This window comes from Paenibacillus sp. FSL L8-0644, from assembly GCF_038008165.1.
Classification (GTDB): domain Bacteria; phylum Bacillota; class Bacilli; order Paenibacillales; family Paenibacillaceae; genus Paenibacillus; species Paenibacillus polymyxa_D.
The window spans coordinates 3,705,528-3,728,430 of the sequence record NZ_JBBOYN010000001.1 but is presented as its reverse complement, the minus strand read 5'-3'; the positions used below and the strand labels follow the sequence as shown (position 1 = coordinate 3,728,430).

The following is a 22,903-nucleotide window of genomic DNA, read 5'->3' as shown; positions in this document are numbered from 1 at the left end:
TATCCATTGACGAAAGTAGATTTTAGAAGTGAATCCGTCATATAACGTTAAATTCAAGCAGTGGCTCCTAACGGAGCCTTGGTCTGTTGAAGGATCTCAAAGGGGCGTGAAGAAATTGAATTACATAAGAGAATTAAGAGAGTTAGTAGGTACCCGACCTATAATTATGGCAGGAGCATGTGTGATTCTCATAGATGATGAGGGACGATTACTATTGCAGCAAAGAACTGACAATGGTCTATGGGGATTACCAGGAGGTTCAATGGAGCCTGGTGAGAATATGAAGGAGGTTGCAAGCCGGGAACTTTTTGAAGAGGTAGGCTTAGAAGCCGAAGAGTTAGAATTACTTGATATATTTTCAGGCCCGGAACTCTACTATCGATATCCGCATGGAGATGAAGTATATAACGTAGTTGCAGCTTATATATGTAAAGAATACAGTGGAATAATTAAAGGTGATAAAGCTGAAGTACAAGATATACGATTTTTTGATTTAAACAAGATACCTAATCAAATAAGTCCTCCCGACCTACCGATAATAACAAGATTTTTAAATGAAGTAAGATCATGAAAACATTTTTTACGTAAATCGAGGATGTCCCCGATATCACCTAACAAAGGGCTGTTTGAACTTCGGCAATTCCCTACATTATGTGAAATCAACGAAATTATTTAAGAGGTAAACATGGGTGTGGCCGCTTGGCGCTTTTTCTTATTCCACGTGCAAGTTGCAGTAAAATGAACATGAAGTAGACGGAGATGAGTGTTTACTTCATGCTCGCTTAAATTTTTAAAAACTGAATTACAGATGGATCAATGGATCTTTGGAGGTTCAGAATTCATCAAATCGTTAAGCTGGGTCACAAAAACACCTTCGTTCGGGCCAGGGTTATTTCGAAACATTTTCGCTTCTTCCACCAGAACTTCGTCTGTATCCGTGCCAAGTATCTTTATTGTTTCATCAATGAATGAAGCAAGTGGCATCGCCCGTGGTTCATCGTTGTTGCTTTGAACCCATGGGGGTACAATTTCTATTACTTTTACCGATGTGTCTTTAAGCATGTACCTTTGGGACAGCGTATAGGTATGAAGTGCTGCCTTCGTCGCGGAATATACAGCAGTTGTCGCTAACGGTACAAATCCAAGTATTGAAGTCGTGTTGATGACAACCGCTTCTTCTTTGGACTTCAAATGCTCGATGAATGCAGAAGTCAACCGAATGGGACCTAGAAAGTTTGTCGTGACAGTCGAAATCAAAACATCCTCATCGATCACGCCTGCCGCGTTATCAGACTGTATGATGCCGGCGTTGTTAATCAAGACATTAACATCCGGGTATTCTTTGATTAACCGCTTGGCGGCCGCCTTTATGCTGGCAGGGTCTTGTACATTCAATTCCACTGCGGACATGCCGGGATTCGCTTTGATCGTCTCCTCCAGACGCTCTTTACGTCGACCGGCGATAATAACTTTGTTTCCAAGATTGTGGAGAGCTTCTGCTAACGCACGTCCAATTCCCGAACCGCCGCCTGTAATAAAAATCGTGTTTCCTGTAAGTTTCAATTTTTAAACCCTCCTAATTCAATGTGATTTAAATAATTCCAAAGATTGTAAAACAATAGATTTCATGATTACAGCTCCACTAAAATTGAACATATGTTGAATCATCAACATAAATTTTATAAAGTGAATGTATCAGAGCGGTATATGGGGTTCAATGGTTAAAACAAGCGTGGTTGTTGATTTTTCAACAGAGGACTTCGAAGTGTTCATTTTTTCGGATAGCACAAAGGGGAGAAGGATATGGACAGGCGTATTCAAAAATCGAGGCAAGCCATTATTGATGCTTTTATGAGGCTGATGTCAGAAAAGGAATTCGAGAGAATTACGATCAATCAAATTGCTGAGGAAGCGAATGTCAATCGCGGAACGGTTTATTTGCATTTTGCTGATAAGTACGATCTGCGCGATCAATGCATGGAAGCTCAAATTAAAGAGTTACTACGCAATTGTATGTCTGAAGATAACTTCTTTCATCTCCCTTCCAAAACCGCACTACTGCGTACGTTTGAATATTTGGAGCAGCATGCTTCATTCTACTCAATAATGCTGACGAACAAGGGAAGTACGGTTTTTCGAAACCAAATAGAGACAATGTTCCGGCAAAGTCTGTGCGAGCATCTGGATTCGATCAACCTCGATCAGGATATGAACAGGGACATTACGGTGCAATTTTTAATTTCAGCGGCAGTGGGGGTATTGGAATGGTGGATTACCCGTTCAATGCCATATCCGGCATCGGTCATGGTCGAACAATTTTGGAATTTGCTGAACCGTGGTGTCGAGGGACACGAACAATAGTGGTTCAAATGATAGAAATAGAAATAACAGAAGAAGAGTCACTAAAAGCTCAAAAAAGTGAAAGAGATGCAGATGAACTAATAATCAAATTACAAAATAAAAAAAGACCATATAAGAAAATTCGCTGATAAAAAAATTGCAGATTGATTTTGAATGCATAATGAAGAAGTTCGGTAACTTCTGATAACATAATATTCAAGCATCGAATCCTTACGGAGCCTTGACCTGCTGGTATAGAGTTTGGGGGGGGCATTTTAGCAGACAACCCTGGAAAAAATAAAAAGATAATGGAGGTATGTTTGGTGCTGACATTAGAAAAAGCTGGAAAAAATGATGCGCAAAGACTTGCTGAAATACAAAAGGCCAGTTTTGAGGATGAATCAAAGCATTTTAATAATAACGAAACCGTTGGGCCCATAGGATATGACTCCATAAGTTGGCAAGAAGAGATGATGCAAAATTGCGAATATTTCAAGGTGCTCTTTAATGGAGAAATAATCGGGGGAGCTATGATATTTGTAGAATGTAATCAAGTGCATAATCTAGGAAGAATTTTTATTGATCCGAATTTTAAAAATCAAGGAATCGGAACGAAGATGATGGAGAAAATTGAAAGTAAATTTCCAGACAGCACTGAATGGTGGCTGGATACTCCTAGCTGGAGTGTGAAGAATCATCACTTCTATTCAAAGTGTGGGTTTACTAAAGTTAGAGAAGAAGGTGACTTATACATTTTTAAAAAGACTTTATAAACTTATGTAATGTACAAACGTTATGAGACATCAGTGCTGAGTGTTACCAAGAAGATATTCGAAGAAAAGAGTGAAAGGGAGAATTTACAATGAAGATTGATTTTGCGATTGAATCAGATTATGAGTACATCTTGTTAAGAGACAAGCACATACATAAGACACTTATAAGACCAAAAATAAAAGAAAATGAAATCCTAATAATCAGAGAATCCAATCAAGAAATAGGTTGGATGAGATACGGATTTTTTTGGGACAACACACCATTTATGAATATGATATGGATAGATGAGGAGTATAGAGGAACAGGTATTGGTAAAAAAGTTGTCCACTATTGGGAGGAATTAATGAAACAAAAAGGTTTTGAAATGGTTATGACCTCAACACTTTCGAATGAAGAAGCTCAACATTTTTATAGGAAGCTTGGATATAGAGATGCTGGATGTTTAATGTTTGAGAATGAACCTCTGGAAATAATACTGACAAAGGTTTTAAACAAAAATTGACGTTGAGGAAATCAATGTAAAAAGCATTTTAAGAAGAGAGTGCTAATAATATGTGGTGTATTTCTTCCAATATAGAACTAAAAAAGGAATTGACTTTAGACTACAGAGATTTTTCTAATAGAGTAATCTAGAATAGACGAGACCAAATAATATTAAACAAGGATTGAAGAATATATTAAATAAGAACTAGAGGTATCACATAACATCGTTTTCCTGAAAGTGAAAGTCAGGTAGACAATCCTGCGAGGCTAAGAACCGAAGCTAGCCGGTCGCTACGCTTCTTTAAGCTTCTCGGGTTCAGGAACACAAGAAAGCTATTAGACATAATTGCTGATAAAGTAATGTTGAGGTGAATGATGAAAGTATTTCAAAAAAAAGCAATCCCAATCATTGTTAGACATTATCAATTTATTTGCATTGTTGACGAGAAACCTTATGAGGTATTGTTTAGAGCTTATTCAAGGAAGTATAAAACTTCTTTTATTGAAATTTCGTTCGACTGGAAAGAATGTTATTACATTAACTTATATAGACCTTTAATAAAATCCATATTAATTGAATATTGTATAAAGCTTGGTTGGATATATGATAAACCGAAGCAAATTCTAAGAATAAAGGACAGTAGAAAAATTGTTCAAGAACTATCATTAAGGGATTATGATTACAAATAAATGTTGGCATTTTCATGCGAAGCAATTTTGTCTACGATTAAGAGAATTGCTTATAGATATTTTATTGAGAATTATAAACAGCTCGAAGGCGAGGATCATAAAGGGCTGATTTTGTAAGTGAATCGAAGAAGTTATGTTTCGTTAGCTCCTATGGAACCTTGGTCTGCGAGCTGGATATCGAAGAGAAATTTCAGCAGACAACCCCTGACGGAGCTCATGAATACAAGCGTTATAGAAAAGGGACGCAAACCATAAAAAGAAGGTGTTTAAGTTGTTTGGTTTATTTAAGAAGAAGAAGATAATATTTGAAGATCAACTAAACAAACTTTCTGAATTGGGCATCTTCATGAGTGCAGATTTAAAAAAAGAATTACTTTTGGAGGAGTTTTCATAGATGACAAACAATGATTATAAAATTCAAGTCGAAAAAGAACATGGGAAAATACTTAAAGAAATAATGTATTTTGAAAGTAGTCCAAAGTACCGTCATATAACATCATATTCAAACAGCGGCTCCTGACGGAGCCTTGGTCTGATAGGTCGATTTCAAAGGGGAATTTCAGCAGACACCCCCTTTTGGAGTTCATGAATACAGGAACGTTATGCGAAACCTCAGTAAGTTAAATACGGTATGGAAGTGAATTGATGGAGGGACCAATCATAACTTGTATGAGTATAGGCGTTTATGCTCATGCACTTACACGAGGCAATAAATACATCGTAAAAAAAGAAGATAGGGACAAGTATAGAATTATTGGAAACCATGGAAAAGCAGTTTGGATATCAAAAGCTCATTTTATTGAAGGAAATATAGAAGTGCCTTATTTAGAAAGATGGAAGTTTGATGATGATCCAAAGGAGTTTGATTTGGTGGAGGTGACCCTTACTTTTTCGGATGGAAGTGAACGATGGAGTTTGGTGACAACCCCTCAAAAATTAGTAAATCACTTTAAAAAAGAAATGGAACCACCAGGATTTAATATTAAACATCTAATTATAACGAAAACAATGGACCACGACGATATTGAAAAAACATTGAAATATTTAGAGGTAAATGATGAATTAACAGAAGCAAGCCAATCTTTGGAACGTTGATTCGGAGAGGATGGAGGAATTGCATAACATAATATTCAAGCTACGGCTTTTATGGAAAATACAGAAACGTTAGGTGAAACCTTTGAGAATCTAGAAATGAGGTAACTTCAATGATGCAATACAGAATTCGACCAATAATAGAAGATGATGTGTTTTTTTTATGGGAGATGTTATATGAATCATTATTTGTCCCAGAAGGTCAAGAGCCATTCGATAAAGCGATAATAAAAGACCCTTATATATCAAAGTATATTGAAGGTTGGGGAAGGGATGGGGATTTTGGATTTATAGCAATGAACCATGAGGGTGAACCCGTCGGATCAATAACAGTTCGATATTTTAACGAGGATAATAAGGGATTTGGATTTATTGATAATGATGTACCCAAACTAGGAATGGCTTTGTTAAAAGAATACAGGGGAAGAAAAATCGGAATGGCCTTAATGGATGAATTATTTAAAGAAGCTAGGAAGAGGAATATAAAAAATTATCCCTCAGTGTTGATCCGAGTAATGCAGCGGCAATGAAACTCTACGAGAGATTCGGATTTAAAGAAGTTGGGAAAGTTGATTCATCAATCACGATGGTTGTCGATTTGAGAAGTTAAAATACAGTATTAATAAGGATTATTTTAAGGAACTCAAAAGAGATCAAGGGTATCGCCTAACATCATATTCAAGCAGCGGTCCTTACGGAGTATGGGTCTGAGAGGATTTCGGAGAAGCATTTCAGCAGACAACCCCTTAGTGGTTCATGAATACAAGAACGTTAGCTGAAATATGACTAAAAAACAAAAAGGGGCCAAAACAATGAGTGAATTGACTTCAGGAAGCTTATCACTATTGAAATATAAAGAAGCAATTCTTGAGCATGATCCTATATACGCGGAGGATTTAAATGACAAATGGTTTGTTTTCATAACCAAAGATACAGAAGAAAGTGAAGAAATTCCAGAAAGTTTATTTCAAATTTCAGAAAAAATCCCAGTGTTATATTTTTATAATTTTGAAGATCACTGTTGGGGATACCGGGTAGTTTACAATTCACAAGAGATAGCAAGTCTTCATATATCATATGTGTTATTAGATACTTCAATTATTAAGCTTGCTGAAGAAAGATATCCAGAGGAAGATCACATTGAATTTCTATATGTCGACCCTAGAGGGGACAAAATCAGAACTGAATTAATTGAAGAAGTTCTAAGATCTAATGAATACAATGAGAAAATAGCAAAACAGTTTACAAATTGCAATCTAAAAACATTTAGATTTTTTGAATTAGATAATGAGCGAATAAAACAATTAGACGATATTTTGAATAATAATTATTATACACAACTGGAATCTAAGCATCAGTTAGTAGAAGAGTTTAAAGAATTATTAAGCATTGAGGAAATGAGTTGGATACGAGCAGATAGAATGAATGAAGATTAGAAGCTAATAGATGGTGAGGGCTCGGAGATACAAGAACGTTAGATGAAATGCGGAGTGTTAGGAGGTTTGCATGAATTACGATGAAGTAATGAATGAAGTATTCTTTAAAGATGGAAGTCTAAGGGATATTTATGTATTGGATACAGACATCCAAGTATGGGCTTTAATTTTTGATTATTTGGAAAGTGATAGAATTAATTATCGAGTGACTATAGATGGGCTAATAACTAAAATTAGGGATATTGCTGAGTTGTTAAGAATTAAAAAAGAAGCAAGTATTGGAATAACTATTGAATATAGTGAAATTGATATTTGTGGATATTTTTATGAAGGAAGCGTTATTGAATTTGATGTTTCACCAATACAGATAAATTCAGAGAAAAAAATAGATGTACTCATGAACTTCCTAAAAGACCTAAGTCGAAAACTAAACAAAACGATAATTATAACTCCAGAAATGACTATGGAAGAATTATTAGTTCAAGTAGAGCCCTGAAGGGAAGTTGAATTGAGTAACTTAAAGAAACGGGAGAATCCATCGGATGGTTGTTGTTCAGGAATAAAAGACGAGCTTCCAGCAACCAATAGAGAAATCATGTATGGTATCTCAAAAGATTATAGAAGTAGAGGATATACGACTCAAGCGGTTCAGGGAGTAATACAGTATTAATTTGAAAATACGGGATTAAAGAATTAAACGCAATTGCATTACTTGAGAATGCAGCATCAAATAAGTTATTCAAAAAAGTAATTTTAAGTTTGTAGGAGAGATAGAAATAGATGCTGAAAGATATAATTATTATAGAATTCATAAAAAGATTTTCAGAAGGCAACCCCTTTGGGGTTCATGAATACAAATACGTTATTCTAACTAACTCAAATTTGAAAAGAGGAGTCGGAAACCATGAATGAGAGGTCGCGGTTACTAGAGGAGTTCAAGGAATGGATACGTTTTGTTTCTGAGATTCGTGAAATGGATTGGAAAATAAAGATTGCTGAAGATAAATGGTCAGTTCACGATATCGTAAGTCATATATTACTGTGGGATAAATACTTTTATGAAGTAGCCATAAATCCGATATTAAACGATGCGCCTTTGACATTAACACATATGGATTTTGAACAATTTAATCAGGATGCTGTTGAATATGGAAAAACAAAAACGAAAGAAGAATTATTTAAAATGACTATTCAGTACCGTAACATGATATTGGAGAGTATAGAGAGTTTTGAAGACGACAAGTTTACTAAAGAATATGCTGACGGGAAGTTTACTGTAATATCATATTTAAGAGATTTTATCTGGCATGATCAACATCATATCAGACAGATTGATGAGCTTAAAAGAAGAGCTATGTGAGTATATAGGCGGGTGAATCATATGGGGGATTATTGGAACAAAAGATTTACTGAAGAAGGAATGATTTGGGGTTGTGAACCAAGTCAAACTGTAATCCAAGCTATAGATTTGTTCAAAAAAAATAATGTACATGATATTTTGGTTCCTGGTGCTGGATATGGAAGAAATACGAAGGCGTTCTCTTCTTATTTTCAGGTTGATGGAATTGAGATATCTAGTTCAGCTATAAATCTAGCAAAAGAATGGGATTTAAAAACTAATTTTATTCAAGAATCGGTATTAGAGTTTACTACAAGCCAAAGGTATGATGGAATATATTGTTATGATTTATTACATTTATTTTTGTTAGAAGACCGAAAAAAACTGGTACAGAATTGCGTGAAGCATTTGAAGGAATCGGGAGTGATGTATTTTACGTGTTTTTCTGATCGCGATTTTAATAATGGTGTGGGTAGGGAAGTTGAGGAAGGAACATATGAATACAAGAAAGGAAAATATGCTCACTTCTTCACTGAAGAAGATTTAATAGAACATTTTAATGACTTGAATATATTAGAAACAGGTTCCATAAGAGAAACTCTGATATATGCTGAAAAACGACAGAAAGAATATGAATTAAGATATATATTTGTTCAAAATATTGGATAGCTATTATAAGAAGCGAGCAACTTCAACTACATCGTTTTATTGTTTCACTCGGCTCAAGTTGACTTTTTGTGTACTTTTGACCAAAAGCAAACACACTGCCTAAGCCTAGTCGCTTAGGACAGTGTATTTGTCTTTAGAGTCTGTATATCCGCTGAAAACTTTTTATTCCTCCCCGGTCGCCACCGGATTCTCCTCGTAACTGATCCAGTCGCTCCAGCTTCCCGGATATAAACGCACCTTATTAAATCCAGCTTCATTCAGGGCCAGTACATTCGGACAGGCGGATACGCCTGATCCGCAATATACGATGATCTCAGCGTTCTGATCAAGGTCTGAGAAATGCTGTTTCAACTGCTCTGCGCTTTTAAATGTACCCTTTTCGTCTAAGACCTCTTTCCAGAAGAAATTCACTGCACCGGGGATATGCCCCGCTGCTTGATCTATAGGCTCTTCCAGTCCCAGGTAGCGCGGCCGCTCTCTGGAATCGATCAATATAGGTGAAAAACCGATATAGGAGCCAACAGGAACAGAATCTTCGGATATACGTCGTACTTCTTTCATACTTGTGAGCATTTGTGGCTGAATATTTGCCACAAAGGTCGAGGGAATGCGAATCGGCTGGTCTGCCGTAACGGGGAACTTCGCTTCCTTCCAAGCGCTGTAGCCTTCTTCCAGCACATATACCTGCTCATGTCCGAGATAGCGCAGGAGCCACCAGAAGCGGGAAGCCATCATACCGCCTTGGTCATCATAAGCGACGATGCGTGAAGCGGAGTTGATCCCGGCACGACTCAGACGTGCGGCAAGTGTATCCACATCAGGTAATGGATGGCGACCACCATGCTCGCCAAGAGGAGCGGTAAGGTCTTCTTCCAAATCGAAGTGAACCGCCCCAGGAATATGGTCTTCATTAAATTGAGTCCGTCCAGCCCCGGCTTGTCCGAGCAGGGAACGGCAGTCGGCAATGATCATGTCCGGCTCATACAATCGGGCCAGCAGCCAGCGTTTGGATACGATGGATTTCATAGAGAATTCCGCCTTCCTTTTTTTAGAAGTGAATTTAATTCATTGAGTATGGTTTATGAAAATGGGGTAAATAAGTTAAGAGCTGGTCTTCAGGGGGTGCTCAGTGTCGGGCAACTCACTTTGATGGACAACTTTCTTTTTAAAATCCGTTCCGTATCGGATAAAAATCCATACCCCGAACAGGATGAAAAAGCCTGCACCAAATTGTAAAGTAGACAACCTTTCCCCGAGCAGCACCCAAGCTAGCAAGGAAGAAATAACGGGCTCGCCGAGTACCGCCATCGACACCGCAGTTGCGTTAATGTATTTGAGCAGCCAGTTAAATAGGTAATGTCCGAACAGCGTAGGTACAATGGCTAACAGCAGGAACAGTCCCCATTCCCGTGGAGCGTATCCGGTAAAAGGAATGGCATTGACCACATTATACAGCGCAAGTGATGTGGCTGCGATGGCAAAAACCCAAAAATTATACACAAACGCGCTCAAATGCTCGCGCAGATGCTTGCCCATCAGCATATGGATGGACACGGCTACCATACCCAAGAAGGACAGTGCGTCCCCGAGCAGGGCTTGTCCTGAGACATGGAAGTCTCCAGCTCCGATGGCCAGCGAGCCGATAAAAGCCATACCCATCCCGATGAGCATAGCGCGATTCGTGCCCGTCCGGAAAAACAAAAATGAACCGAGCATGACAAGGATCGGCTCCAATGTCATAATAACGGTAGAGCTTGCAACGGTGGTCAGTCGCAGTGAGCCCATCCAGAGCAAGAAATGCAGCCCCAGCGCAATACCGGACCAGAGGATCAGCATCCACTGCTTGCGGGTCAGGCTAAACAGCTCAGTGCGGTACTTCCAGACCAAAGGCAGCATGATCAGATTGGTTAGGTACAAACGGTACATAGCGATGACGGACACCTCGGCTTCAGACCATCTTACGAAGATCGAGGAGAACGAAATAGCGATAATACCTATGATGTACAATAATTCAAAGGAAAACGACGGTTTGTGTGCTTGATTCACGTGGCAGCTCCATCCGTATGGGGGAAAATAAATACGTCTATGTTCCTTCCAAGCGGTATCTCGAAGATTAGGTTAATACAGCCCATTATACCGTACCTAACATTCCCGTGGTATTAGGATTTTGCAAAATCCTGAGAATATAATAAACGGGAGCAGGAGGTAGGATTTTGGATTTTAAGTGAGATGCTGCGTAGAACTTTTGCTGCACAAGCTCGTCTATCATAGTGGAGGTGGATTTTATGAAAAAACAAAACACAATTTCAATCATACTACTGACTGTAGTGGCAGTGCTGGCTCTGTCAGCCTGTGGAACGAAACCGCAAACCAATAACACCGCACCTCAAGGGTCAGACCAACCGCAAACGCAACAGCAGCCGCAAGTTAAACCGGAGACAATCGCTGAGTCGGAGGTTAAAAAAGGCACAGGTGTATACAATGGAGCTGCTGACCCGCATACGGTAGAGATTGAAACCAATGGCGAAGCCCAATCCTTCCAATTGGGGGACGGACTGGACACGGTAATAGCTGGACTTAAGGAAGGCGATACAGTAGCGTTTGAATACACCGAAAAAGCAGTAGAGGGCGAAGCGACGGCGAAGCAACTGACTTTAACGAAAATACAAAAAACAGAGGCTGCAACAGATGGCAATCAAAACGGAAGTGCTGGTCAAGCAGTAGGCGGAGAACGCACAAAGACTCAAACTTTTGATCTCACCCTTGAGGGAAAAAAGGAAAAGCAGACTGCGACATTAGCAAAAGGAGAGGGATATTCGCTGTATGTGTTTGATCCGATGTCCCTGTTTCCTGATCAAAACCGTGTTGCCTTGGCTGTAGATGATAACTATTATGCTGAAATTACGAAGCTACCCTCCGATTTTAATCTGGACGAACTTCAAAAAGAAGGCGAAAAGGATCTAGCTTCCATCGGTAAGGTGCAAAAGCTGGACAAAGCAGCCATACCTGAAGCGTTATCCAGTAGCCGTCTGTTCTTACAAGCGAGCAGTTCGAAGATGACACAGCAATATATAGTTGTAGAAAATAAAACAGGCGGTTTCATCGTGAAAGTGAACATTCCACAAGGTGAACCTGCTGAAGGATTCCAATCCTACATTTATACATCGCTGGAGAGCCTGCAAGCTAATAAATAACCCTACTTTGATGCGGGATGATCGGCGGCTTACAATCATGAATTTAAGGCAGTCATGCCGCTGAAAATGGTTATTTTAAGGGTTAGGTTAGAGCTATAAGGGTCTAATCTATAATTGCGAGACCTGCACTTTTGTGCTATAAAGGATGAGAGAATAAGATCATTCCGGCTTGCGAAGTCGTATGAAGCGATGAAGGAGTTGTTAGATTTACTATGTCCATCGAAATGAATACACAAGAAGTCATCAACGTGATTAAAAACAGCAAGAAAAAGACGCCTGTTAAAGTATATGTAAAAGGAGCTTTGGCTTCCGCATCATTTGGCGAGAATGTTCAAGCTTTTATTTCTGGAGACAGTGGTGTTGTATTTGGTGATTGGGCTGATATCAAGCCGGTACTGGATAGCGCAAACGCTAAAGAAGAAGATTATGTGGTGGAAAATGATCGCCGTAACTCCGCTGTTCCAATGTTGGATCTGAAAGGCATTAATGCACGCATTGAGCCAGGCGCATATATCCGTGATATGGTTGGCATCGGTAACAACGCAGTCATCATGATGGGTGCAGTGATTAACATCGGTGTCACCATTGGTGAAGGCACGATGATTGATATGAATGCTGTGCTGGGCGGTCGTGTTAAAGTAGGCAACATGTGCCACATCGGTGCAGGCGTTGTCCTGGCGGGTGTCATTGAGCCACCGTCCGCACAGCCTGTTATCGTAGAAGACGAAGTATTGATCGGTGCGAACTCGGTTGTACTGGAAGGCGTACGCATTGGTAAAGGTGCAGTTGTTGCAGCCGGAGCGGTTGTAACTGAAGATGTGCCTGAATACTCCGTAGTGGCGGGTACACCTGCACGTGTGATCAAACAGGTCGACGATAAGACCAAATCTAAAACTGAGATTTTGAAAGAACTGCGCGTTCTGTAAGAATGCAGAAGTTTTTTATGTACCAAAGGTGAACGATTCCTTGTCAGAAGCATGATGCACTGACAGCATAACTTAGGGACGAAGCACAACGGACAAGGCTCGGCGGCTGCGCCGGGCTTTTGTCCTTTTGTTCTTTTGCCCGATAAGAGCTGATGAGCTATAAAGAGGAGGCGTGGCAGCAATGAGTACGGTCGACTATCGTTCTTTTGTCCAAATACGAAGAGATTTACACCAAATTCCCGAACCGGGTTTTGAGGAGTACAAAACACAACAATATTTGCTGGATTATTTGGAAACGCTCCCTCAGGAGCGGTTGGACATTCGTACATGGCGTACGGGCGTGTTAGTGTTCATTCATGGATCAGCTCCTGAACGCCGCTATGGATATCGTTGTGATATGGATGGTTTACCGATTGAAGAAGAGACAGGTTACGATTTCCGTTCGACCCATCCCGGCTATATGCATGCTTGTGGACACGATTTACATATGACGATTGGATTGGGAATTGTTACTCACTTTGCAAGCCATCCGATTAAGGATGATCTGGTTGTATTGTTTCAACCGGCTGAGGAAGGGCCGGGCGGAGCCTTGCCTATGCGGGACAGCACAGAGCTGGCAGACTGGATACCCGATGAAATTGTCGCGCTGCATGTTGCACCTGAATATCCTGTCGGTACAATTGCGACTCGCCCGGGCATCCTATTTGCCAATACGTCGGAGCTTTTCATCGACCTGAAGGGTACGGGCGGGCATGCTGCGTATCCACACAAGGCGAATGATATGGTAGTGGCTGCTTGCCAACTGGTGGGACAATTACAAACGGTTGTAGCCCGTAATGTGAATCCACTCGATGCAGCAGTCATTACTGTGGGTAAGGTTAGCGGAGGCACGAAGCAAAATATTATCGCAGAAACCGCCCGGTTGGAGGGTACGATCCGAACGTTGTCTGCCGATACGATGGCGCTGGTTAAATCGCGGATCGAAGCGCTGGTGCGCGGTGTGGAAGCTGGGTTTGAATGCCATGCCGAGATTCATTATGGCTCCAATTATTTGCAAGTGTACAATGAAGCTCAGGTGACCGAGGAATTTATGAACTGGGTCAGTAACCGGCAGGATGTGCAGCTTATTGAATGCGGAGAAGCGATGACCGGAGAAGACTTCGGGTATTTTCTGGAGCGAATTCCCGGTCTGATGTTCTGGCTTGGCGTTGATACGCCTTATGGTTTGCATCATGCGAAGCTGGAGCCTGCGGAAGAAGCGATTGGTGTAGCCATTCGTGTGCTGACAGACTACTTTACATGGAAGTCTCAAGGCTAAATGATGCGCCCTGAATAATTATGTTTAATGAGAAGAATGAAATGGAATGAAGTCGAATTTTTGAAGGAGGGTGTTATGGGAGAGCAAACCATCATCCGATTTGAACGGGTGACCAAGCAATATGACAACGATCCCCCAGTGCTGGCGGACGTCAGCTTTGAAATTGAGCGTGGTAAATTTTATACACTGCTGGGGCCTTCCGGCTGTGGTAAAACGACGATTCTGCGTATGATTGCAGGTTTTGCGGAGCCGACAGAAGGCTCTATTTATTTAAATGGAAAACTCATTAATCGTGTTCCAGCCAATGAGCGGCAGGTCAATACGGTTTTTCAAGATTATGCGCTATTTCCGCATCTGAATGTGTTTGAAAATGTAGCCTTTGGTCTGCGAATCAAAAAGATGAATAAAAAGGACATCCAAGAGAAGGTGACACAGGCGTTGTCCTTTGTCAATCTGGAAGGCTACGGCGAGCGGGAAATTTCTGAGATGTCCGGAGGACAGCGTCAGCGTGTTGCCATCGCACGGGCTATCGTTAATGAGCCTGACGTTCTCTTGTTGGATGAACCGTTGTCTGCATTGGATTTAAAGCTGCGTACTGAAATGCAGTACATTTTGCGCGAAATGCAGCAGCGCCTTGGAATTACCTTTATTTTCGTTACGCATGATCAGGAGGAAGCACTGGCCATGTCGGACGAAATTTTTGTCATGAACAAAGGTAAGATTGAGCAGAGTGGTACGCCTAATGATATTTATGATGAGCCGATCAATCGGTTTGTTGCTGATTTCATCGGCGAATCCAATATTGTCCCAGGACGGATGATTGCGGATTACCAAGTGGAATTTAACGGCCGACAGTTTGAATGTGTCGACGGAGGCTTACGTCCGAACGAGCCCATTGAAATCGTGATCCGACCGGAGGATCTGGAGATTACGAGTGTTGTTGAAGGCAAGCTGCGTGTAAAAGTGGATACCCAATTGTTCCGTGGTGTTCACTATGAAATAAGCTGCTATGATGATTCGGGACAGGAATGGCTCGTGCATTCTACCAAAAAGGCGGAGCTGGGCAGTGAAATCGGTCTGCGATTTGACCCGGAAGCGATCCATGTGATGCGGTTCGGGGAAACAGAGGAAGAATTTGATCGGCGTCTGGAAGCCTATGAAGAGGTGGATCAGCATGTCCGGTAATACAAGAGCAGCGTATCTGCTGCCTTATTATTTATGGATTGTGCTGTTTGTGGCGGCTCCGGTTGTACTTGTGTTTTACTATTCACTATTTGATGTGGATGGTCATCTCACATTCAACAACTATGCTCAGTTTCTGACACCTGTTTATTTGAGCATGACGCTTAGCTCGTTTTGGTATGCATTTCTGATCACTGTATTTTCACTGTTAGTTGCTTACCCGGCAGCCTATTTACTCACACGCACCAAGCATAAGCAACTGTGGCTGTTGCTCATTATTTTGCCGACATGGATTAACCTGTTACTCAAAACGTATGCTTTTATTGGGATTTTCGGAACCTATGGTCCGGTGAATGCGGTGTTAGGTATGGTTGGGTTGGGAGGTCAGCAATTATTATTTACCAGCTCCAGCTTTGTGTTTGTGTCGGTTTATATTTTTGTGCCTTTTATGATTTTGCCCATCTATAACGCGTTGGAAGGGTTAAACCCTTCATTGCTGGACGCAGCCCGTGATTTGGGAGCCTCCAAGTGGACTGCGTTTCGCAGGGTTATTTTTCCGTTAACGCTTGCGGGTGTGCGATCTGGTTGCATGGCTGTGTTTATTCCAGCGTTGTCGCTGTTTATGATTACCCGCCTGATTGCAGGTAACCGTGTGATTACACTGGGGACGGCGATAGAGCAGCATTTTCTGGTTACTCAGGATTGGGGTATGGGCTCTACGGTTGCCGTGTTCCTGATTTTGGCGATGGGGATCATTATGCTGCTCACCTCGGGAACGAAACGGAGGGTGCGGCATGGTAAATAAAAACCGATTCGGAAATATTTATTTGGTGATTATTTTTCTCGTTTTGTACGCGCCTATTTTGTATTTGATGTACTATTCCTTCAATAGTGGCGGGACGATGCATGAGTTTGAGGGTTTTACACTCCAGTATTACAAAGAGGTGTTTGCAGACACTCGCTTGATCATTATTGTCATTAACACCTTGGTGATTGCTTTGCTGTCATCTGCGTTGGCTACGATTATTGGCATTATGGGTGCGCTGGCTATCCATCAGATGCAGAACCGTCGAGTCAAAAATACGCTGCTGTCGCTCAATAATGTATTGATCGTGAACCCGGACGTCATTATTGGTGCTTCCTTCCTCATTTTGTTCACGATGGTCGGGATTAAGCTGGGTTTCTACTCCGTTTTATTGTCCCATATTGCGTTTAGTGTGCCGATTGCGGTCATTATGATTTTGCCGCGCCTTCAGGAAATGAGTCCATCCCTGGTGGATGCTGCGCGTGATTTGGGTGCCAGCCGGCTGGATGTACTGACCAAGGTGATTTTGCCCTTTATCAAGCCAGGGATTTATGCGGGCTTTTTTATGGCGTTAACGTACTCGCTGGATGATTTTGCGGTGACCTTTTTTGTGACAGGCAGTGGCTATTCGACTTTATCGGTGGAAATATACTCACGTGCCCGTCAAGGGGTTTCCTTGTCCATCAATGCGCTATCTACGCTCATATTCCTGTTTACTGTACTGCTGGTGGTGGGTTACTACTTTATTATGCGCAAAGCGAATCGTAATGATAAAAAGGAGCCTGCGGCAGAAATGGGGGTGCCTAGATGAAGTCACTTGTGCGCGTGTTTCTGTCGATTTTCATCATCTCGTTTGGGCTGATGGGAGTGGCGGCATGGCTGAATTCCAGTCAAGGCTACTCCGGTGGCAACACACTGACGGTGTACAACTGGGGAGACTACATTGACCCTGAGTTGTTGGAACGGTTTCAGAAGGAGACGGGGATTACTGTCATTTATCAGACCTTTGATTCCAATGAGGCGATGCTGACGAAAATCGAGCAGGGAGGAACTTCGTTTGATGTAGCGGTTCCCTCGGAATATGCTTTGGCTAAAATGAAGCAGGAGCACTTGTTGGTCCCGTTGGACCATAGCAAGCTGCCGAATTTGAAGCATGTAGATTCACATTATCTAAACCTTTCGTTTGATCCGAATAACCAATATTCGGTTCCGTATTTTTGGGGTACAGTCGGGATTGTGTTTAACCCGGAGCTGACGAAAGGCATTGATTTTCATAGCTGGGATGGCCTGTGGGACCCGAAGTTACGTAATAACCTGTTGCTGGTTGATGGAGCTAGGGAGATTATGGGCATGTCGCTGAACAGTCTCCACTACTCCTTGAATGATACGAATGAGGCACATTTGCAGCAGGCTTTGACGAAGTTGGAGAAATTAGCGCCCAATGTCAAAGCGGTTGTTGGTGACGAGATTAAAATGCTGCTGGCAAACGAGGAAGCTGCTGCCGGGGTTGTATGGTCCGGTGATGCGTCTGAAATCATGGATGAGAACGATAAGCTCGATTACATCGTGCCGGATGAAGGTTCCAACCTGTGGTTTGATAATATAGTTATTCCAAAAACCGCTACCCATGTGGATGCGGCCCATAAGTTCATCAATTTCATGATGCAGCCCGATGTAGCCGCTCAAAATGCCGAATTTGTAGGATACTCCACGCCAAACAAGGATGCAAAGAAATTGCTGCCTAAAGATATCTCTGGCGACGAGCGTTTTTACCCTCCGTCCGACATTACAGATAAGCTGGAAGTATACAACAATTTGGGCAAACGCATGCTCGCTCATTACAATGAATTGTTCCTTCAATTCAAAATGCATTTAAAGTAGGGGAGTGGCGTGAGGATTCAGGTTTGCGCTTTAGATGTCGCTGCGGAGGCGGATGGTGCTTACCATCGCTGTTAAATTCCGATTTTTATGATTACCGCATAAAGGTGGAAATCGGAATTTAAAGGCGACCGCTTCGCTTGTCCAGTACCATTCCGCCCCCTCCGCTGCACCGTGCTTAAAGCTAGTCACCCATGAATCCCTACGCCGATAGCGCGTGGGAGTAGTGGAAGAATAGGCCTCTGAGCCACCCGTAGGGGTGCCTCAGAGGCCTATTCTGTTTACTCACCGTGTAAAGCGGTGAGTATTCTTTTATCCTGCTGCTCCACACACACGTTAGAGAATTTTGGGACTTTAAGGTGGGCAGTGAGCGAAGCGGGTCATTTGAATCTGGAGAAGCGGCAGCGTTCGCTTTTGTGGCGGGATTCTTACCTATAAATGTTTTATCCAATTCAAGAATCCCCCAGCAACAGCGATCGGAAGATCAAATGGACTGCGTAGCGCCTCTAACCACCTTAACCCCTCACCATTCCTCTAACAAACTTCTCTATTTTATCCAATCCTTGCTCCAGCACATCCTGTCCGTAAGCATAGGACAAGCGAATGTATCCTTCGCCATAGGAGGAAAAGGCATCTCCAGGTACGACAGCCACTCCATGCTCTTCCAGTAGCTTCAAGGTAAAATCCATCGAGCTTAATCCAAAATGGGCGATGGAAGGAAAAAGATAAAAGGCTCCCTCAGGCTTCTCCAGTGGAATTCCCATATCAGTCAGTCTTCCGTGTACATAGTCGCGACGTCGGCGGTACTCCTCGCGCATCGGAAGTGCATCATCCACCCCGACGGTCAGTGCTTCCAGTGCTGCATATTGGCTAATTGAGCTAGCGCAGGTCACGTTGTACTGATGGACTTTGACCATGTGCTGTGTAATTTCAGCGGGTGCAAGTGTAAAACCAATACGCCATCCCGTCATGGAATGTGATTTGGACAGACCGTTAATGACGATGGTGCGCTCACGCATACCTGGTAGAGCTGCAATGGACACGTGGGGTGTATCGTAAATCAGTTCGCTGTATATTTCGTCCGAAATGATAAACAGATCGCGCTCCTTCAGTAAATCGGCGACCGCTTCCAGTTCTTCGCGGCTCATCACTCGTCCGGTTGGATTCGAAGGATATCCGAGAATGACTGCTTTTGTCCGTTCGGTCAGATAAGGCTCCAGCACCTCGGCTGTGAGCTTGAATCCGCTACTGCGGGTATCGGCAAACACAGGAATGCCGCCTGACAAACGGATCAATGGCTCGTACCCTGGGTAGATTGGCACGGGTAGAATGACTTCATCACCGGGTGACAAAATCGTGCGTAAGGTAATATCCAGCGCTTCACTGGCTCCGTTCGTTACGATAACCTCATCCTGTCCACGGTAATTGAGGCCGTATTTACGGGCTACAAACGCTGCTGCGGCTTCTCGTAATTCCAGCAGTCCCGGATTAGGTGTATAAGTGGTCCGGCCTTCATCAATCGCCCGATGGGCAGCTTCCATAATATGCGCAGGGGTAGGGAAATCCGGCTGTCCTATCGTTAAGGAGAGCGTTCCGGGTAATGCGGCAACTTTATTTGCGATTTTGCGTATGCCGCTGATTTGAATATTTTTGACCTGATCGTTAAGCAAATGCTCCATAGCGTGTGTGCCACCTTTTTCTGTATTAGAACAAGTTTACAATAATATGATCTGATTACGCTACGGCAAGAAGAATTCATTTTTACATAATTTAAGTACTAAATTGGCTAATTTGTGGTATCTTAAATATAGGATATGTATGTAAGCGTAATCATGGCTAAATTGGGGAAGGGAACAGCTTCTAAATCCAAGAGTGGATGATCAAGTGGATCAGGATGAAAAAACATCTGAAGCCATTTTGTTGTACAAGCCTATTCTTGGTGTAAAGCAAGCTAAGGGACAAGGTAAGAGTTGTTAGTTTAATTGCAAATGTCAGATTGATTGACTTTGTGAGGTAGTTAAGTTATCTTTTGTGGAGAAGTCGTATGATAAAGTAGAATGAAGAGGTGAAGCATCGTGGGAGTAACAGCTAAACAAATTTTTGTGAATTTACCAGTTAAAAACCTACAGCACTCCATTGATTTTTTCACTACAATTGGATTTGAATTTAACGCTCAGTTCACTGATGAACATGCAACCTGCATGGTTGTTAGTGAGCATATTTTTGTCATGCTATTGGTTGAAGAACGTTTTAGAGCGTTCACTACAAAGGAAATTTCAGATGCCACGAAAAGCACAGAAGCGATTGTTGCTCTATCGGTGGAGAGCCGAGAAAAGGTGAACGAGATCGTTCGCAAGGCTTTGGAAGCAGGCGGCCAGCCCTCGAATGAACCTCAAGATCATGGTTTTATGTATGGATGGAGCTTTCAGGATTTGGATGGTCATTTGTGGGAGTTCTTTTATATGGCAGAGCAGTAATAGAAGTAAGGGTGATTAAGTAGTAAACAAAGTACCATGGAAAGTAAGCTATCCTAAAAAGATAGTTTACTTTCTTTATTGTATGTTATCGAACTCACCGGGAGGAATCACAATGTCTAACGAAGTGAGAGTTTACCCTGTTCAAGCTCTGAACGAAGCCCTGACAGATTCACTGAGTCGACTGTTAATCGACGTGGTTGCAGACGGTGCATCTATAGGTTTCTTACCTCCATTAGGTTATCAGGAAGCAGCAGCTTATTGGAATAATGTACTTGAGGATGGCGTAGTTCTGTGGATTGCCGAGAAGGACGAAGTACCTGTAGGGACGGTCCAGCTTCATTTGGCTCAAAAAGCTAACGCTATTCATCGTGCGGAAATTGCAAAGCTTATGGTACATCCGTCCGGGCGCAGGCTTGGGATCGCACGTCAGTTAATGAAGGCAGCGGAAGAAGAGGCACTAAGTCAGGATAGAACGTTACTGGTGCTAGATACGCGGGTGGGTGATCCCTCCAATGGACTATACGAGTCGATCGGGTTCGTGGAAGCTGGTGTTATTCCGGATTACGCTCAATCAGCCGATGGTCAACTGCATGCCACTCGATATTATTATAAGCCATTAAATCCGTATTCCAGTCATAGCGGAGCATTTGCCGAATAACCCTGGTATATACGGGTAATCATAACTTGTCATAGGATTACATAACCTTTTTCCGCGTTTATTCGACTGGTAAAGCACGGGAATCGGAACGTATAATGAAGAGGGGATCAGAAGAGGTCTTTTTATGTCAATTTGGCTGTACTGAATTGAAGAACGTAGCAAACACAGCGGAGGAATCAGAGAATATGAGGTTGGAGCATGATTTTTTAGGTACCAAGGAAGTACCATTAGATGCCTATTACGGTGTACAAACGCTGAGGGCAAAAGAAAATTTTCCAATTACAGGCCAACGACTGCACCCTGAGTTGATTAAAGCCATGGCGATCGTGAAAAAGGGAGCAGCGACGGTAAATATGGAACTAACCCGTTTACACCGCCCCAAAGCAGAGGCCATTATTCAGGCTGCTGATGAGATTATACAAGGACAGTTGCATGATCATTTCATCGTCGATCCCATTCAGGGCGGCGCAGGCACGTCCATTAATATGAATACAAATGAAGTGATTGCGAACCGCGCGTTGGAGCTGATTGGCAAGCAACGCGGAGATTATCAGGAGATCAGTCCTAATAATCATGTTAATATGGCGCAATCGACGAACGATGCTTTTCCTACAGCCGTACACTTGGCTGTATTAAGCATGATTGATAAACTGTTGGATACCATGAGTGAGCTTCAGGAGGCATTTTCCCGCAAGGCCAATGAGTTTGATAGTGTGATTAAGATGGGTAGAACCCACTTGCAGGATGCAGTGCCAATCCGATTAGGACAGGAGTTTCAGGCTTATGCGCGTGTGCTGGGTCGTGATATCGGACGCGTGCGTGCGACCAAGCAGCACCTGCTAACGATTAATATGGGTGCAACTGCGGTGGGTACTGGCCTGAATGCAGACCGTCGTTATATTCAGCGTGTTGCAGAGGTACTGGCAGACGTCAGTGGCTTCCCTGTGGAAGCTGACGAAAATCTTGTAGATGCCACACAAAATACGGATGCTTATACCGAAGTGTCTGCCGCCTTGAAAATTTGTATGATGAATATGTCTAAGGTGGCAAATGACATCCGCTTAATGGCTTCCGGACCTCGTGCAGGTCTGGGAGAACTGAGTCTGCCTGCTCGTCAGCCAGGGTCATCCATTATGCCAGGCAAGGTAAATCCGGTGATGTGTGAGGTCATTAACCAAATTGCATTTCAGGTCATTGGTAATGATCATACGATCTGCCTGGCTTCAGAGGCGGGTCAGCTGGAGCTGAACGTGATGGAGCCTGTGCTTGTCTACAATCTGCTGCAATCGCTGGAAATTATGAAGCAGGGCTTCCACGTTTTCCGTATACATTGTGTAGAAGGAATTGAAGCAAATGTGGAGCGGTGCCGTGAATATGTGGAGAACAGTGTAGGTATTATTACAGCACTCAATCCCCACCTTGGATATGAGGTAGTATCACGCATTGCCCGCGAAGCAATTACGACGGGGAAATCGGTGCGCGAGCTGTGCCTGCTGTATAATGTACTGACCGAGGAAGAGTTGGACATTATATTGGACCCGTACCAAATGACTCAGCCTGGTATTGCCGGAGAATCTTTACTGAATCGCGAATAATGATACGGAGTATGGAATTTAGATAGCTTTGAGGCAAGACGAAGATA

At 42.4% G+C, this 22,903-nt stretch carries 25 protein-coding genes; 21 read left to right on the top strand and 4 right to left on the bottom strand.

Annotated features, from left to right (window positions below; all coding sequences use genetic code 11):
* Positions 1–115 precede the first annotated feature (115 nt).
* A complete protein-coding gene (locus NSS94_RS16890; protein WP_029515453.1) occupies positions 116–571 on the top strand; it encodes an NUDIX hydrolase in 456 nt (151 codons plus the stop codon).
* 242 nt (positions 572–813) lie between these two features.
* Here NSS94_RS16890 and NSS94_RS16885 read toward each other — a convergent pair whose 3' ends face one another.
* Positions 814–1,563 (bottom strand): SDR family oxidoreductase, encoded by a 750-nt coding sequence (locus NSS94_RS16885; protein WP_341039697.1) that lies wholly within the window; start codon positions 1,561–1,563, stop codon positions 814–816.
* A 240-nt stretch (positions 1,564–1,803) separates the two neighbouring features.
* On the opposite strand from NSS94_RS16885, the gene NSS94_RS16880 reads away from it, so the two are divergent.
* The 10 genes from NSS94_RS16880 to NSS94_RS16835 all read left to right on the top strand — a co-directional run bounded on the left by NSS94_RS16880 (position 1,804) and on the right by NSS94_RS16835 (position 8,823).
* A complete protein-coding gene (locus NSS94_RS16880; RefSeq protein WP_029515451.1) occupies positions 1,804–2,361 on the top strand; it encodes a TetR/AcrR family transcriptional regulator in 558 nt (185 codons plus the stop codon).
* The gene (locus NSS94_RS16875) at positions 2,361–2,489 is read left to right on the top strand and encodes a hypothetical protein (RefSeq protein ID WP_277884421.1); all 129 of its coding nucleotides are present in this window, start codon (positions 2,361–2,363) and stop codon (positions 2,487–2,489) included. Before NSS94_RS16880 ends, NSS94_RS16875 begins: the two co-directional genes overlap by 1 nt.
* Positions 2,490–2,663: 174 nt before the next feature.
* Positions 2,664–3,113, top strand: coding sequence for a GNAT family N-acetyltransferase (locus NSS94_RS16870; RefSeq protein WP_341039696.1), 450 nt, complete (start codon positions 2,664–2,666; stop codon positions 3,111–3,113).
* Between the two features lie 89 nt (positions 3,114–3,202).
* Positions 3,203–3,616: a GNAT family N-acetyltransferase gene (locus NSS94_RS16865; RefSeq protein ID WP_165149851.1), complete on the top strand. Its 414-nt coding sequence runs from the start codon at positions 3,203–3,205 to the stop codon at positions 3,614–3,616.
* 1,340 nt (positions 3,617–4,956) lie between these two features.
* On the top strand, positions 4,957–5,382 hold the full coding sequence (locus tag NSS94_RS16860; protein ID WP_341039695.1) for a hypothetical protein: 426 nt from the start codon (positions 4,957–4,959) through the stop codon (positions 5,380–5,382).
* Between the two features lie 110 nt (positions 5,383–5,492).
* On the top strand, positions 5,493–5,909 hold the full coding sequence (locus NSS94_RS16855) for a GNAT family N-acetyltransferase (RefSeq protein WP_238438010.1): 417 nt from the start codon (positions 5,493–5,495) through the stop codon (positions 5,907–5,909).
* 252 nt (positions 5,910–6,161) lie between these two features.
* Positions 6,162–6,815, top strand: coding sequence for a hypothetical protein (locus NSS94_RS16850; RefSeq protein ID WP_341039693.1), 654 nt, complete (start codon positions 6,162–6,164; stop codon positions 6,813–6,815).
* A 70-nt stretch (positions 6,816–6,885) separates the two neighbouring features.
* Positions 6,886–7,311, top strand: a complete 426-nt coding sequence (locus NSS94_RS16845; RefSeq protein ID WP_340956250.1) for a protein export chaperone secb — start codon at positions 6,886–6,888, stop codon at positions 7,309–7,311.
* 408 nt (positions 7,312–7,719) lie between these two features.
* Complete coding sequence (locus NSS94_RS16840; protein ID WP_318627383.1) at positions 7,720–8,175, top strand: DinB family protein; 456 nt, start codon at positions 7,720–7,722, stop codon at positions 8,173–8,175.
* A 21-nt stretch (positions 8,176–8,196) separates the two neighbouring features.
* Positions 8,197–8,823 (top strand): class I SAM-dependent methyltransferase, encoded by a 627-nt coding sequence (locus NSS94_RS16835; RefSeq protein WP_340956248.1) that lies wholly within the window; start codon positions 8,197–8,199, stop codon positions 8,821–8,823.
* A 162-nt stretch (positions 8,824–8,985) separates the two neighbouring features.
* Here NSS94_RS16835 and NSS94_RS16830 read toward each other — a convergent pair whose 3' ends face one another.
* Both NSS94_RS16830 and NSS94_RS16825 read right to left on the bottom strand, forming a co-directional pair.
* Positions 8,986–9,849, bottom strand: coding sequence for a sulfurtransferase (locus tag NSS94_RS16830; protein WP_341039691.1), 864 nt, complete (start codon positions 9,847–9,849; stop codon positions 8,986–8,988).
* 75 nt (positions 9,850–9,924) lie between these two features.
* Positions 9,925–10,869, bottom strand: coding sequence for a DMT family transporter (locus tag NSS94_RS16825; RefSeq protein ID WP_029515438.1), 945 nt, complete (start codon positions 10,867–10,869; stop codon positions 9,925–9,927).
* Positions 10,870–11,108: 239 nt separating this feature from the next.
* On the opposite strand from NSS94_RS16825, the gene NSS94_RS16820 reads away from it, so the two are divergent.
* The 7 genes from NSS94_RS16820 (at position 11,109) to NSS94_RS16790 (ending at position 18,129) form a co-directional block, all read left to right on the top strand.
* Positions 11,109–12,017, top strand: coding sequence for a hypothetical protein (locus tag NSS94_RS16820; protein WP_340932750.1), 909 nt, complete (start codon positions 11,109–11,111; stop codon positions 12,015–12,017).
* 212 nt (positions 12,018–12,229) lie between these two features.
* The gene (gene dapD / locus NSS94_RS16815) at positions 12,230–12,943 is read left to right on the top strand and encodes a 2,3,4,5-tetrahydropyridine-2,6-dicarboxylate N-acetyltransferase (protein ID WP_029515436.1); all 714 of its coding nucleotides are present in this window, start codon (positions 12,230–12,232) and stop codon (positions 12,941–12,943) included.
* 181 nt (positions 12,944–13,124) lie between these two features.
* On the top strand, positions 13,125–14,261 hold the full coding sequence (locus NSS94_RS16810) for an N-acetyldiaminopimelate deacetylase (RefSeq protein WP_209950162.1): 1,137 nt from the start codon (positions 13,125–13,127) through the stop codon (positions 14,259–14,261).
* A gap of 75 nt (positions 14,262–14,336) precedes the next feature.
* Positions 14,337–15,446, top strand: coding sequence for an ABC transporter ATP-binding protein (locus tag NSS94_RS16805; protein ID WP_029515434.1), 1,110 nt, complete (start codon positions 14,337–14,339; stop codon positions 15,444–15,446).
* Positions 15,436–16,248 carry an ABC transporter permease gene (locus tag NSS94_RS16800; RefSeq protein WP_023989586.1) on the top strand — a complete coding sequence of 271 codons (813 nt, stop codon included), beginning with the start codon at positions 15,436–15,438 and terminating at the stop codon, positions 16,246–16,248. Before NSS94_RS16805 ends, NSS94_RS16800 begins: the two co-directional genes overlap by 11 nt.
* Positions 16,238–17,059, top strand: coding sequence for an ABC transporter permease (locus NSS94_RS16795; protein ID WP_341039690.1), 822 nt, complete (start codon positions 16,238–16,240; stop codon positions 17,057–17,059). Before NSS94_RS16800 ends, NSS94_RS16795 begins: the two co-directional genes overlap by 11 nt.
* Positions 17,056–18,129, top strand: coding sequence for an ABC transporter substrate-binding protein (locus NSS94_RS16790; protein ID WP_341039689.1), 1,074 nt, complete (start codon positions 17,056–17,058; stop codon positions 18,127–18,129). Before NSS94_RS16795 ends, NSS94_RS16790 begins: the two co-directional genes overlap by 4 nt.
* Before the next feature lie 512 nt (positions 18,130–18,641).
* Here the strand turns inward: NSS94_RS16790 and NSS94_RS16785 are convergent.
* Positions 18,642–19,805: an aminotransferase A gene (locus tag NSS94_RS16785; protein WP_341039688.1), complete on the bottom strand. Its 1,164-nt coding sequence runs from the start codon at positions 19,803–19,805 to the stop codon at positions 18,642–18,644.
* A gap of 396 nt (positions 19,806–20,201) precedes the next feature.
* On the opposite strand from NSS94_RS16785, the gene NSS94_RS16780 reads away from it, so the two are divergent.
* From NSS94_RS16780 to aspA, 3 genes are all read left to right on the top strand, one after another.
* Positions 20,202–20,603 (top strand): VOC family protein, encoded by a 402-nt coding sequence (locus NSS94_RS16780; protein ID WP_341039687.1) that lies wholly within the window; start codon positions 20,202–20,204, stop codon positions 20,601–20,603.
* 112 nt (positions 20,604–20,715) lie between these two features.
* Complete coding sequence (locus NSS94_RS16775; protein ID WP_341039686.1) at positions 20,716–21,261, top strand: GNAT family N-acetyltransferase; 546 nt, start codon at positions 20,716–20,718, stop codon at positions 21,259–21,261.
* A gap of 185 nt (positions 21,262–21,446) precedes the next feature.
* The gene (gene aspA / locus NSS94_RS16770) at positions 21,447–22,856 is read left to right on the top strand and encodes an aspartate ammonia-lyase (RefSeq protein WP_029515429.1); all 1,410 of its coding nucleotides are present in this window, start codon (positions 21,447–21,449) and stop codon (positions 22,854–22,856) included.
* The last annotated feature ends 47 nt before the right edge of the window (positions 22,857–22,903 follow it).